Raw genomic sequence first — 13,406 nt, forward strand, 5'->3', positions numbered from 1 at the left:
GTTGATCGTCAGAGATGGTGCAGACCAAGAAAATCGACGATCGGGTTGAAATAATCTTCGAAGCCCGTGAATGCGTGGTTGCCGCCTTCTATTACAGTCTGGCGGCAGGAGGCGTAGTACGCCACCACCTGGCGGTAATCCAGCACTTCATCTCCCGTCTGTTGCAGCAGCCAGATAAGATCCGGTGCTTCCAGTGGGTCAATCTGCATGACTTTGAGATCGTAAATATGGCGTGACTCTAGCACATATTGCTGCCCGGTGTAGGGGTTCTCGTTCTGACCGAGATAGTCCGTCAGCAGTTCAAACGGGCGCACAGCCGGGTTTACCACTACCGCTGGCAGCATAAAACATTGCGACAACCAGGTAGCGTAATAACCCCCAAGTGACGAACCAACGATACCCAGCGAATCACCACCATGTTCCAGCACAATGGATTCCAGCAGTTCTGCCGCATCGGAAGGATACGGCGGCAACTGCGGAATAATCATCTCAACGTCAGGGTGATGCTCCGCCAGCCAGTTTTTCAACAAGCTCGCTTTCGCTGAACGCGGCGAACTGTTGAATCCATGCAAATAAAGAAGCGTTGACATCAGTAGCCTTCTGAAGCGGTATCTGGTTGGAAACGAGTGTCCGCCAGGCGGTGCACTTCGGTAGTCAGGGTGCCATCGGCATGGAGTTCCAGCGTACGCCAGCCAGGGGCAATAGTGTCCAGCGTAAAGTTGGAACAGTGTGGTTTAAACTGCACACAGGTTGACGGCGTTGCCAGCAGGCGGCGACCATTCCAGTCGAGATCGAGTTCCTGATGGATATGTCCGCACAACAGATATTTGACGTGCGGAAACTTCACCAGCACGTTATCCAGTTCACCCGCGTTACGCAGACTGTGCTGGTCAAGCCAGCTACAACCCGCAGGCAACGGATGATGGTGCAGCAGCAGCAAAGTATGACGTTCTGGCGCATCGGCCAGTTTACGTTCCAGCCAATCAAGCTGAAACTCGCTCAACTCGCCGTGCGGTACGCCAAACACCTGGCTATCCAGCATCAGGATTTGCCATTGCTCACCAATAAACACACGCTTCGCCGGGGAGATGCCCGCATCCTGTAATGCGCTGTACATCGCAGGCTGGAAATCATGGTTACCCGGCAGCCAGACGCAGGGCGCACGAAAGCTTGCGATGCCTTCTGCAAAGTGCTGATAGGCCGCAGAGGATTGATCCTGTGCCAAATCACCTGTCGCGACAATCAGGTCGAATTCGTGCTGGTGTGGGCGAATCGCCTCCAGCACCGCCTGATAGCTCTCCCAGGTGTTTACCCCCAGCAGGGCTTCGTGCTTTTGTGCAAACAGGTGAGTGTCGGTAATTTGTAAAATCCTGACTCTGGCCTCACCAGCCAGAGGAAGGGTTAACAGGCTTTCCAAATGGTGTCCTTAGGTTTCACGACGCTAATAAACCGGAATCGCCATCGCTCCATGTGCTAAACAGTATCGCAACCAGTCCGCTAAAAACTGATTAATTTGATGCTTTTCGTCGCGTTGATGCAACTTTTTATTAGGATAATCATACCGCGCTTTAAAGCGAAAAATCTGCTGACTTGAACACACTTCAGCCACCATCGCGTCATGATACAGACGCACCGTCATTGACGGAAGGCTCCAGTAACTGATTGCAGGTGCAATCTGTTCAATTGTCACCAAGGTAGTGTATCGGGTCGATTCCACAATCGTTAACCGATATTGTGCGTTTGCCACCTGATAGCTTACAGTTTCGCCGGGTGCGTCATTGCGCGGCAACAAACGGCGCAATTGTGAAAAGTTCATCTCGCACAGGCGCATCATTTCAGGAAAGTCAGGTGTGTAACGCTTCATTTATGCCCACTCATTTTTTAACGCTTGATGATGCAGTTGCAGCCATTGCAAAGCGATGACCGACGCTGCGTTGTCGATTTTCCCCTCTTCTACCCACTGGTATGCCTGCTCCCTGCTTACCACATAAACGCGAATATCTTCGTTTTCATCAGCCAGACCGTGAATACCGCTTGCGGTCGTGGCGTCCACTTCGCCCACCATAATTGACGAACGCTCACTGGTGCCGCCCGGGCTTGCCAGAAAACTTAACACCGGTTTGATCCGTTTGACTATCAGTCCCGCCTCTTCAATCGCTTCGCGACGGGCGACATCTTCTACGCTTTCACCTTCTTCGATCATCCCGGCAACCATTTCCAATAACCAGGGCGTTTCACTGGTGTCATACGCGGCAATCCGAATCTGCTCAATCAGCACAACTTCATCGCGTACTGGGTCAAAGGGTAGCAAGACTGCGGCGTGCCCGCGCTCAAAAATTTCCCGCCGGACCTCATGACTCATTTGCCCGTTGAATAGACGATGACGAAATCTATAAAGATCTAATGAAAAAAAGCCGCGATAAAGTGTTTCTCGTGCAATAATTTCTACATCGTTTTTGCCAAATGTAACGGGCAGGTTGTCTGGCTTAAGCATTGTTAATGTCCTGACACTAATAGTGAATTAAATGTGAATTTCAGCGACGTTTGACTGCCGTTTGAGCGGTCATGTGTTAAATTGAGGCACATTAATGCCCTATGGCACGTAACGCCAACCTTTTGCGGTGGCGGCTTCTGCTAGAATCCGCAATAATTTTACAGTTTGATCGCGCTAAATACTGCTTCACCACAAGGAATGCAAATGAAGAAATTGCTCCCCATTCTTATCGGCCTGAGCCTTTCTGGGTTCAGTACGTTGAGCCAGGCCGAGAACCTGATGCAAGTTTATCAGCAAGCACGCCTTAGTAACCCGGAATTGCGTAAGTCTGCCGCCGATCGTGATGCTGCCTTTGAAAAAATTAATGAAGCGCGCAGTCCATTACTGCCACAGTTGGGTTTAGGTGCAGATTACACCTACAGCAACGGCTATCGCGACGCGAACGGCATCAACTCTAACGCGACCAGTGCGTCCCTGCAGTTGACCCAGTCCATTTTCGATATGTCGAAATGGCGTGCGCTGACCTTGCAGGAAAAAGCGGCCGGAATTCAGGACGTCACTTACCAGACCGATCAACAAACTCTGATCCTCAACACCGCGACCGCTTATTTCAACGTGTTGAATGCGATTGACGTTCTTTCCTATACCCAGGCGCAAAAAGAAGCGATCTACCGTCAGTTAGATCAAACCACCCAACGTTTTAACGTGGGTCTGGTGGCGATCACCGACGTGCAGAACGCCCGCGCACAGTACGATACCGTGCTGGCAAACGAAGTGACCGCACGTAACAATCTCGACAATGCCGTTGAGCAACTGCGTCAGATCACTGGTAATTACTACCCGGAACTGGCGGCGCTGAATGTTGAAAACTTTAAAACCGACAAACCACAGCCGGTGAACACTCTGCTGAAAGAAGCTGAAAAGCGTAACCTGTCGCTGTTACAGGCACGTTTGAGCCAGGACCTGGCACGCGAGCAAATTCGCCAGGCGCAGGACGGTCACTTACCGACTCTGGATTTAACGGCCTCTACCGGAATTTCTGACACCTCCTACAGTGGTTCGAAAACCCGTGGTGCGACCGCAGGCCAGTATGACGACAGCAATATGGGTCAGAACAAAGTGGGCCTGAGCTTCTCGCTGCCGATTTATCAGGGCGGAATGGTTAACTCGCAGGTGAAACAGGCGCAGTACAACTTCGTGGGTGCCAGCGAGCAACTGGAAAGCGCACACCGTAGCGTCGTGCAAACCGTGCGTTCCTCCTTCAACAACATTAATGCATCTATCAGTAGCATTAACGCTTACAAACAAGCCGTTATTTCCGCCCAAAGCTCATTAGACGCGATGGAAGCTGGTTACTCGGTCGGTACGCGTACCATTGTTGATGTATTGGACGCCACCACGACGCTGTACAACGCCAAGCAAGAACTGGCGAATGCACGTTATAACTACCTGATTAACCAGTTAAATATTAAATCAGCTCTGGGTACGTTGAACGAGCAGGATCTGCTGGCATTGAACAATGCGCTGAGCAAACCGGTTTCCACTAACCCGGAAAACGTCGCGCCGCAAACGCCGGAACAAAATGCTATCGCTGATGGTTATGCACCTGATAGCCCGGCACCAGCCGTTCAGCAGGTATCCGCACGCACTTCCACCAGTAACGGTCATAACCCTTTCCGTAACTGATGACAACGACGGGGCTTCGGCCCCGTCTGAACGTAAGGCAACGTAAAGATACGGGTTATCTGCCGCATTCTTCCCCCTTCTCGCTTCAATTTCGACCAGCCATCCTCTATTCTGATGGGTATTTACCACTGGTTCCGGAAGACAAAAATGAAACGGACAAAATCCATACGCCACGCATCGTTCCGCAAAAACTGGAGCGCACGCCATCTGACACCTGTCGCTCTTGCTGTTGCCACTGTTTTTATGCTGGCGGGCTGTGAAAAGAGTGATGAGACCGTGTCTCTGTATCAAAACGCTGATGATTGTTCAGCCGCAAACCCAGGCAAAAGCGCAGAATGCACCACCGCGTACAACAATGCGCTGAAAGAAGCCGAACGTACCGCGCCGAAATACGCCACCCGTGAAGACTGTGTTGCCGAATTTGGCGAAGGTCAATGCCAGCAGGCACCTGCCCAGGCAGGCATGGCACCAGAAAACCAGGCGCAGGCCCAGCAATCCAGCGGAAGCTTCTGGATGCCGCTAATGGCAGGTTACATGATGGGTCGTCTGATGGGCGGCGGAGCGGGTTTTGCACAGCAACCGCTGTTCTCCTCAAAGAACCCTGCCAGCCCGGCTTACGGTAAATATACCGACGCAACCGGTAAAAACTATGGCGCAGCCCAGCCAGGCCGCACCATGACCGTACCGAAAACAGCAATGGCACCAAAACCAGCGACCACCACCACCGTTACCCGCGGCGGCTTTGGCGAGTCTGTTGCCAAACAAAGCACCATGCAGCGTAGCGCAGCCGGCACCTCTTCTCGTTCAATGGGTGGTTAATACCGATGGAAAGAGTCAGTATTACCGAGCGCCCGGACTGGCGCGAAAAAGCCCACGAATACGGTTTCAATTTTCACACCATGTACGGCGAGCCGTACTGGTGTGAAGATGCCTACTACAAGTTGACCCTCGCCCAGGTTGAAAAACTGGAAGAAGTTACCGCCGAACTGCACCAGATGTGCCTGAAAGTGGTGGAAAAAGTGATCGCCAGCGATGAGCTGATGACCAAATTCCGCATTCCAAAGCATACCTGGAGCTTTGTACGTCAGTCATGGCTGACCCACCAGCCGTCGCTTTATTCACGTCTTGATCTGGCGTGGGACGGTACAGGCGAACCTAAGTTACTGGAAAATAACGCTGATACGCCAACATCACTGTATGAAGCAGCGTTCTTTCAGTGGCTCTGGCTGGAAGATCAGCTTAACGCTGGCAACCTGCCGGAAGGCAGCGATCAGTTTAATAGCCTGCAAGAAAAGCTGATTGATCGCTTTGCCGAGCTACGTGAACAGTATGGCTTTCAGTTGCTGCATCTCACCTGCTGTCGCGACACGGTGGAAGATCGCGGCACTATTCAGTATTTGCAGGACTGCGCGACCGAAGCTGAAATCGCTACCGAGTTTCTGTATATCGACGATATCGGTTTAGGTGAAAAAGGTCAGTTCACGGATTTACAGGATCAGGTCATCGCTAACCTGTTCAAACTATATCCGTGGGAATTTATGCTGCGCGAAATGTTCTCTACCAAGCTGGAAGATGCTGGCGTACGCTGGCTGGAACCGGCGTGGAAGAGCATTATCTCCAACAAGGCGCTTCTGCCACTGCTGTGGGAGATGTTCCCGAATCACCCGAACCTGTTGCCCGCTTATTTTGCGGAAGATGATCATCCGCAAATGGAAAAATATGTGGTTAAGCCGATCTTCTCACGTGAAGGTGCAAACGTGTCGATCATTGAGAACGGTAAAACCATTGAAGCGGCGGAAGGCCCGTATGGCGAAGAAGGAATGATTGTTCAGCAATTCCATCCGCTGCCGAAATTTGGCGACAGCTATATGCTGATTGGAAGCTGGCTGGTGAACGATCAACCTGCCGGAATTGGCATTCGTGAAGACCGTGCATTGATCACCCAGGATATGTCTCGCTTCTACCCCCATATTTTTGTTGAATAATACTGCTTAAAATTGCCCCGATAACCGGGGCAATTCATTATTAATCCGCAATTCATAACTCCAATCAATATATAACCACATACATCTCTACATTTTATTTAACATTAATAATCAATCTAATGTTAAATCGTCATATACAGACGGTTTTGTAATTAAAACAAGTAAAGAAATCACAATACAAGCCACTGATATTCCTTAAATATTTTGTTTTTATTACATTAAAATTTGATTTAATAATAAAAAAACAATGCCGCAGAGATCACACTACACAATATTGAATATTGTTATTGATATATCGCCACCCTACTATCCATTAAAGATAAATATTCATTTCAGAGAATGACAATATATTAAAAAACAACAAAAACATTCTCACTATTTATTTAACCTGCATCTTCATTCATAAAATGAATTTATTAGTCCTATCTCAACAGTCGATATTCATCATTATTATATATTTGCGTTATATAAGGAGATATATCCATGTTTGATAAATACAGAAAAACACTGGTAGCCGGAACTGTGGCATTAGCTCTGGGTTTATCTGCAACTGGCGTGATGGCTGCAGGTTTTAAACCAGCGCCACCAGCCGGGCAACTCGGTGCTGTCATCGTTGATCCCTACGGTAATGCACCTCTGACCGCTGTGGTTAATTTAGACAGTCACGTCATTTCAGACGTCAAAGTTACCGTCCACGGTAAGGGCGAAAAAGGCGTTGAAATCAGCTATCCCGTGGGTCAGGAGTCACTAAAAACTTATGATGGCGTACCGATTTTTGGTCTTTATCAGAAATTTGCAAACAAAGTGACCGTTGAATGGAAAGAAAACGGCAAAGCCATGAAAGATGACTACGTGGTGCAGACTTCAGCCATCGTCAACAATTACATGGATAACCGCTCCATCTCCGATCTACAGCAGACCAAAGTTGTTAAAGTCGCCCCCGGTTTTGAAGACCGCCTCTATCTGGTTAATACCCATACCTTTACCGCACAAGGTTCCGATCTCCACTGGCACGGCGAAAAAGATAAAAATGCCGGTATCCTCGATGCAGGCCCGGCAACCGGTGCACTGCCTTTTGATATCGCCCCCTTTACCTTCATTGTCGATACCGAAGGTGAATATCGCTGGTGGCTGGATCAAGACACCTTCTATGATGGCCGTGACCGCAACATCAACAAACGTGGTTATCTGATGGGTATCCGCGAAACACCGCGTGGCACCTTTACCGCAGTACAAGGCCAGCACTGGTATGAGTTCGACATGATGGGCCAGGTGCTGGAAGATCACAAACTGCCGCGTGGATTCGCTGACGCTACCCATGAATCCATTGAGACGCCTAACGGCACGGTACTGCTGCGCGTAGGCAAGAGCAACTACCGTCGCGATGATGGCATACACGTCACGACCATTCGTGATCACATTCTTGAAGTCGATAAATCGGGTCGCGTTGTCGATGTATGGGATCTGACAAAGATCCTCGATCCGAAACGTGATGCTCTGCTTGGCGCACTGGATGCCGGCGCAGTTTGCGTTAACGTTGATCTGGCCCACGCGGGTCAGCAGGCAAAACTGGAACCGGATACACCGTTCGGTGACGCTCTGGGTGTAGGACCAGGCCGTAACTGGGCGCACGTTAACTCCATCGCATATGACGCCAAAGATGACTCAATTATTCTCTCCTCTCGTCATCAGGGCGTAGTGAAGATTGGTCGTGATAAGCAAGTGAAATGGATCCTTGCACCATCCAAAGGCTGGGAAAAACCGCTGGCCAGCAAACTGCTGAAACCTGTGGATGCCAATGGTAAACCTATCGCCTGTAACGAAAATGGCTTATGTGAAAACTCGGATTTCGACTTCACCTACACCCAACATACCGCATGGATCTCCAGCAAAGGTACGCTCACTATCTTTGATAATGGCGACGGTCGCCATCTGGAACAGCCCGCCTTACCGACCATGAAATATTCACGCTTCGTGGAATATAAGATTGATGAGAAGAAAGGTACTGTTCAGCAAGTTTGGGAATACGGTAAAGAACGCGGTTACGATTTCTATAGCCCAATCACCTCCATCATCGAATATCAGGCCGACCGTAACACCATGTTCGGCTTCGGCGGTTCCATTCATCTGTTCGACGTCGGTCAGCCTACCGTCGGTAAGTTGAACGAAATCGACTACAAAACCAAAGAAGTGAAAGTGGAAATCGACGTGCTGTCTGATAAACCCAACCAGACTCACTATCGCGCGCTGTTAGTCCATCCAAAACAGATGTTTAAATAATTAAGAAGGGAATAAAAATGTCGAAATTAGGGATCTCATCACTGCTTAAAAGCGTGCTACTTACCGCTACTCTGGCGGTTTCATTTACTGCTTCCGCCTTCACCGAAGGCACGGATTATATGGTTCTGGAAAAACCCATTCCGAACGCCGACAAAACGCTGATCAAGGTTTTCAGCTATGCCTGCCCGTTCTGCTACAAATATGACAAAGCAGTTACCGGCCCGGTATCGGAGAAAGTGAAGGATGTCGTCGCTTTTACCCCATTCCATCTGGAAACCAAAGGTGAATACGGTAAGCAGGCAAGCGAAGTCTTTGCAGTATTGATTAATAAAGATAAAGCGGCCGGCATTTCTTTATTTGATGCTAACTCGCAGTTTAAGAAAGCCAAGTTTGCTTACTACGCGGCTTATCACGACAAAAAAGAACGCTGGTCTGACGGTAAAGATCCGGCTGCTTTTATCAAAACCGGTCTGGATGCCGCAGGTATGAGCCAGGCGGATTTTGACGCCGCACTGAAAGAGCCTGCGGTACAGGAAACACTGGAAAAATGGAAAGCGGCCTATGACGTAGCCAAAATTCAGGGCGTTCCGGCCTATGTCGTCAATGGTAAATACTTGATCTATACCAAGAGCATTAAATCTATCGACGCTATGGCAGACCTTATCCGTGAGTTAGCAAGCAAATAACAGGGAAACAGGCTATGGGTATTAAGGGAATGTGGAAAGACCTTAGCACTTCACCGGTGAACACGCTGGTAAGATGGCAGGAACAACGCTTTTTATGGTTGTTAATGGCTGTTGCGATGGGCGCGCTGATTATCCTGGCGCACTCTTTCTTCCAGATCTATCTCTACATGGCACCCTGTGAGCAGTGTGTTTACATTCGCTACGCCATGTTTGTGATGGTTATTGGTGGATTGGTTGCGGCGATTAATCCGAAGAATATCGTCCTTAAGTTGATTGGCTGTGTGATGGCCTTTTACGGCAGCGTTATGGGACTGAAGTTTTCGCTCAAACTGAACGATATCCATCATGCAGTGCATAACCCGGACCCCGATTCACTGTTTGGCGTACAGGGTTGCTCGACCGATCCCACTTTTCCCTTTAATCTGCCGCTGGCACAATGGGCTCCAAACTGGTTCAAGCCTACCGGGGATTGCGGCTATGATGCGCCAATCGTTCCTGATGGCGTCACACTGAGCAGTATGCAGCAGTGGTTTGTGGAGATGTATCAGCAATCTGAAGGTTGGTATCTGCTACCACCGTGGCACTTTATGAACATGGCACAGGCCTGTATGTTGGCTTTTGGTCTCTGTTTGTTGCTGCTACTGGTGATGAGCGGTGCGTGGGGACTTAAACTGCTGAGAAAGTAAGGTAATGCAAACCGAAGCCAACAATTTGGCTTCGGTTTTCTTCATCTATTAACCTACCTGCACCGATAGCATACTTAAACTCCCCATTTCTATGCCATCGACTGGAATGGTAATTGCCTCTTGCCCATCCCATGCGCCTAAAATATACAAAAGCGGTAGATAGTGTTCCGGTGTTGGGTTCGATAACGCCCCGCCCTCATGGTCCAGGTAGTTCACCAGAGGATGCTGTTCCACCGGCCCTTGCCACGTCAAATTCGCTTTCACATACTCATTGAACGACATCGCCCACGGATACGGTGAGCTGTCACCATGCCATTTTACTGTGCGAAGGTTATGCACCACGTTGCCGCTGGCGACTAACATTATTCCTTCATCGCGCAGCGCCGCCAGTTTACGCCCCATTTCGAAATGCCAGGCGATGGGTTTAGTACTATCGATACTCAACTGCACCATCGGAATATCAGCTTGCGGATACATCTTAATCAGCACGCCCCACGAACCGTGATCAAAACCCCAGGCTTCTTGATCCAACGTGACAGGGGCTGGCGCTAACAATTCAACCAGACGTTGCGCCAATGCTGGCGATCCTGGAGCCGGGTAATGAGTGTCGTAAAGCGCCTGCGGAAAGCCACCAAAGTCATGAATAGTGGGCGGCGCTTCCATCGCAGTAACTCCTGTTCCCCGGGTAAACCAGTGAGCCGAAACCACAACAATCGCTTTCGGGCGCGGTAACGTCATCCCCAACTTGTGCCAGCTACGGGTATATAGATTATCTTCCAGCACGTTCATCGGGCTACCGTGACCTAAAAACAATGCTGGCATACGTGTTGAAGACATGATGATATCCTTAACTAAAGGTGTCATTTTGATATCCTCACAATACGCTTGTTCGGCGGAGTAAGAACCCGGATAACAATGATGATCATCATCAGTTATTTTGAAGATCCGCCTGAAGGTGAAGATTTATAAGGAGTAGTCGATGTCAGTACCTCTCATTCTGACCATACTGGCGGGGGCAGCCACGTTTATTGGCGCGTTTCTCGGCGTTCTCGGGCAAAAACCCTCGAACCGGCTACTGGCGTTTTCGCTAGGATTTGCAGCGGGGATCATGTTGCTTATCTCATTGATGGAGATGCTACCTGCCGCATTAGCCGCTGAAGGGATGTCCCCTGTTCTGGGCTATGGGATGTTTATCTTTGGTCTGCTGGGCTATTTTGGTCTGGACCGTATGTTACCGCATGCGCATCCGCAGGATTTAATGCAAAAATCGGTGCAACCGTTACCAAAATCGATCAAGCGTACTGCCATTCTGCTCACTCTTGGCATCAGTCTGCATAACTTCCCGGAAGGTATCGCTACCTTTGTAACGGCAAGCAGCAATCTGGAACTGGGCTTTGGCATCGCGCTGGCCGTTGCATTACACAATATTCCTGAAGGTCTGGCAGTTGCGGGTCCTGTTTATGCAGCTACGGGGTCAAAACGAACAGCGATTCTGTGGGCGGGAATTTCTGGGCTGGCGGAAATACTCGGCGGCATTCTGGCGTGGTTGATCCTCGGCAGCATGATTTCACCCGTCGTTATGGCGGCAATTATGGCGGCGGTGGCTGGGATTATGGTGGCGCTCTCTGTTGACGAATTAATGCCGTTAGCGAAAGAGATAGACCCCAATAATAACCCGAGCTATGGCGTGCTATGCGGAATGTCAGTGATGGGATTCAGTTTAGTGCTGCTACAAACGGCAGGAATTGGCTAAAAACAATTTCAGATGTTGTCCTATACATGGACAACATCTGCTGGCTCCCATAAAGCCCTATTCTAGCTTTTCGGCCGTCTCTTCTCTCGTACTGTTTAAGTATTTGTTTCGCGCTTCCAGCAGTGCGTCTCTATCCTGGCGAAAAGCCCGACAATAACGTTTCAAATGCAGGAAATAACCCACTACAACCAGCGCAATCAATACAATCCAGTACCAGGCGATAAACATCCTTTTTACCCTTAATATTTAACAATACTAAACATTTGGCGCATAAATTTCACATACCCTTTTCGGATATATTCATATGGTCGCATAATAACGGAACAAATATATGATTTTGATCATAATGAAAAAGGTTGGCTGATATCAGTGAAATTTTTTCATAGAAAAAGAGGGGATATTTACATTCCGTCAGGTGAAGACAAAATAAAACCGAAGCCTGCTACCGCTTCGGTTTCTTTGATTATCGCGCCAGTTTAAGCAGCCGTTTTCAGCTAGCTTTACGCTCATGCGCCTGCCGATACGCCACCAAATCTTCAATGGTGACCAGCGCCATATTGTGTTTATTGGCAAATTCAATGCATTCTGGCGCACGCGCCATAGTGCCATCATCATTAGTCAATTCACACAGCACACCTGCTGGTTTAAAGCCTGCCAGCGTCACCAGATCGATAGTCGCTTCAGTATGACCACCGCGAGTCAGTACCCCCCCCGCCTGTGCACGCAATGGAAATACGTGACCCGGACGATTGAGGTCAGAGGGTTTCGCATCATCGGCAATGGCGGCACGAACGGTCGTAATACGATCAGCAGCAGAAACACCGGTAGTCACACCTTCAGCAGCTTCAATGGTTACGGTAAAACCGGTGCCATAGGCACTGGTGTTATTTTCTACCATCATTGGCAGATCAAGTTGTTTACGGCGATCCTCGGTAATGCACAGGCACACAATACCGCTACCGTGGCGGATGGTCAGCGCCATCTGCTCAACGGTCATGGTTTCTGCCGGGAAGATCATATCGCCTTCGTTTTCACGGTCTTCGTCATCAAGCACCATTACACCGCGTCCTTCACGCAGCGCAGCCAGTGCATTTTCAACACGTTCGAAAGGCGTACCAAAAGAGGAAAGTAGCGTCTGATTCATGGTAAAAAAACCTCACTAAAATTATGGTTACCAGAATCAGGGCAGTCTTAGGAGTGGCGGCATACAGCCAAAATAACGTGAGCGGGTCCATGCCCGACAGAATCGTTACTCTCTCCCATCCGGACTTTAACCGTCGGCCCCGGAATTACACCGGATCTGCTGTCCTTTGAGTTTGCACCCAAAGCGCTCGCGGGCTTTCAACTATGTTGATTTACCGCCGGTGGGGAATTTCGCCCCGCCCTGAGAATAAGCGAGATCACTATAACGCTAATGGCTAGCGGCAGCAACGCTGCAGGTTCACATAATTCTGGTTTATGCCTGTCTCTTATCGCACTACAATGTTACTCAATACCTATCAGTTCAGGGAAACTACAATGATTGACCCGAAAAAAATTGAGCAAATCGCTCGCCAGGTTCACGAATCGATGCCTAAAGGAATCAGGGAGTTCGGGGAAGATGTGGAGAAGAAAATCCGCCAAACCCTACAAGCGCAGTTGACGCGTCTCGATCTGGTAAGCCGTGAAGAATTCGACGTTCAGACGCAGGTCTTGTTACGGACTCGTGAGAAACTGGCATTGCTGGAACAGCGCATCAGTGAACTGGAAACACGCTGCACCCCGACAGCAGAAACTCAATCTCCACCAGCTATCCCACCAGTTGATAAGCCTGAATAAAATAAACAAAAACGGGCC

15 protein-coding genes and 1 riboswitch are annotated in these 13,406 nt (G+C 49.4%); of the genes, 8 read left to right on the top strand and 7 right to left on the bottom strand.

Features of this window, described 5'->3' with window-relative positions; genetic code table 11:
* Positions 1–8: 8 nt before the first annotated feature.
* The 4 genes from yqiA to nudF are packed head-to-tail and all read right to left on the bottom strand — an operon-like array spanning position 9 to position 2,494.
* Positions 9–590: an esterase YqiA gene (gene yqiA, locus C7B16_RS09710; protein WP_000105734.1), complete on the bottom strand. Its 582-nt coding sequence runs from the start codon at positions 588–590 to the stop codon at positions 9–11.
* Positions 590–1,417 (bottom strand): 3',5'-cyclic-AMP phosphodiesterase, encoded by an 828-nt coding sequence (gene cpdA / locus C7B16_RS09715; protein WP_000444754.1) that lies wholly within the window; start codon positions 1,415–1,417, stop codon positions 590–592. The genes yqiA and cpdA overlap by 1 nt, the downstream gene beginning before the upstream one ends.
* A gap of 24 nt (positions 1,418–1,441) precedes the next feature.
* Positions 1,442–1,864: a DUF1249 family protein gene (locus C7B16_RS09720; RefSeq protein WP_000833390.1), complete on the bottom strand. Its 423-nt coding sequence runs from the start codon at positions 1,862–1,864 to the stop codon at positions 1,442–1,444.
* Positions 1,865–2,494, bottom strand: a complete 630-nt coding sequence (gene nudF, locus C7B16_RS09725) for an ADP-ribose diphosphatase (protein WP_107179609.1) — start codon at positions 2,492–2,494, stop codon at positions 1,865–1,867.
* Positions 2,495–2,698: 204 nt separating this feature from the next.
* Here nudF and tolC point away from each other — a divergent pair, with 204 nt between their 5' ends.
* From tolC to dsbI, 6 genes are all read left to right on the top strand, one after another.
* A complete protein-coding gene (gene tolC, locus C7B16_RS09730; RefSeq protein WP_000735302.1) occupies positions 2,699–4,180 on the top strand; it encodes an outer membrane channel protein TolC in 1,482 nt (493 codons plus the stop codon).
* Between the two features lie 147 nt (positions 4,181–4,327).
* Positions 4,328–4,999 (top strand): DUF1190 family protein, encoded by a 672-nt coding sequence (locus C7B16_RS09740; protein ID WP_107179610.1) that lies wholly within the window; start codon positions 4,328–4,330, stop codon positions 4,997–4,999.
* Between the two features lie 5 nt (positions 5,000–5,004).
* Positions 5,005–6,165, top strand: a complete 1,161-nt coding sequence (locus C7B16_RS09745; protein WP_000442874.1) for a glutathionylspermidine synthase family protein — start codon at positions 5,005–5,007, stop codon at positions 6,163–6,165.
* Between the two features lie 483 nt (positions 6,166–6,648).
* Entirely contained in the window at positions 6,649–8,445 is a 1,797-nt protein-coding gene (locus C7B16_RS09750) for an aryl-sulfate sulfotransferase (RefSeq protein WP_000459873.1), read from the top strand.
* A gap of 17 nt (positions 8,446–8,462) precedes the next feature.
* A complete protein-coding gene (locus tag C7B16_RS09755) occupies positions 8,463–9,131 on the top strand; it encodes a thiol:disulfide interchange protein DsbA/DsbL (RefSeq protein ID WP_000040026.1) in 669 nt (222 codons plus the stop codon).
* A 14-nt stretch (positions 9,132–9,145) separates the two neighbouring features.
* Positions 9,146–9,817, top strand: a complete 672-nt coding sequence (gene dsbI, locus C7B16_RS09760) for a protein-disulfide oxidoreductase DsbI (RefSeq protein ID WP_105281573.1) — start codon at positions 9,146–9,148, stop codon at positions 9,815–9,817.
* A 48-nt stretch (positions 9,818–9,865) separates the two neighbouring features.
* Here the strand turns inward: dsbI and ygiD are convergent, their stop codons facing one another.
* Entirely contained in the window at positions 9,866–10,654 is a 789-nt protein-coding gene (gene ygiD, locus C7B16_RS09765) for a 4,5-DOPA dioxygenase extradiol (protein WP_024193608.1), read from the bottom strand.
* A gap of 142 nt (positions 10,655–10,796) precedes the next feature.
* On the opposite strand from ygiD, the gene zupT reads away from it, so the two are divergent.
* Positions 10,797–11,570 carry a zinc transporter ZupT gene (gene zupT / locus C7B16_RS09770; RefSeq protein ID WP_000115865.1) on the top strand — a complete coding sequence of 258 codons (774 nt, stop codon included), beginning with the start codon at positions 10,797–10,799 and terminating at the stop codon, positions 11,568–11,570.
* A gap of 57 nt (positions 11,571–11,627) precedes the next feature.
* On the opposite strand, the gene yqiD is transcribed toward zupT, so the two are convergent.
* Both yqiD and ribB read right to left on the bottom strand, forming a co-directional pair.
* Positions 11,628–11,798: a protein YqiD gene (gene yqiD, locus C7B16_RS25615; protein ID WP_000469265.1), complete on the bottom strand. Its 171-nt coding sequence runs from the start codon at positions 11,796–11,798 to the stop codon at positions 11,628–11,630.
* A gap of 262 nt (positions 11,799–12,060) precedes the next feature.
* Positions 12,061–12,714 carry a 3,4-dihydroxy-2-butanone-4-phosphate synthase gene (gene ribB, locus C7B16_RS09780; RefSeq protein ID WP_001076995.1) on the bottom strand — a complete coding sequence of 218 codons (654 nt, stop codon included), beginning with the start codon at positions 12,712–12,714 and terminating at the stop codon, positions 12,061–12,063.
* A 103-nt stretch (positions 12,715–12,817) separates the two neighbouring features.
* Positions 12,818–12,966, bottom strand: a riboswitch (FMN riboswitch).
* A 122-nt stretch (positions 12,967–13,088) separates the two neighbouring features.
* On the opposite strand from ribB, the gene ubiK reads away from it, so the two are divergent.
* Entirely contained in the window at positions 13,089–13,388 is a 300-nt protein-coding gene (gene ubiK / locus C7B16_RS09785; protein ID WP_001517114.1) for a ubiquinone biosynthesis accessory factor UbiK, read from the top strand.
* Positions 13,389–13,406 lie beyond the last annotated feature (18 nt).

The organism is Escherichia sp. 20412-1 (assembly GCF_003027595.1).
GTDB classification, from domain to species: Bacteria; Pseudomonadota; Gammaproteobacteria; order Enterobacterales; family Enterobacteriaceae; genus Escherichia; species Escherichia marmotae.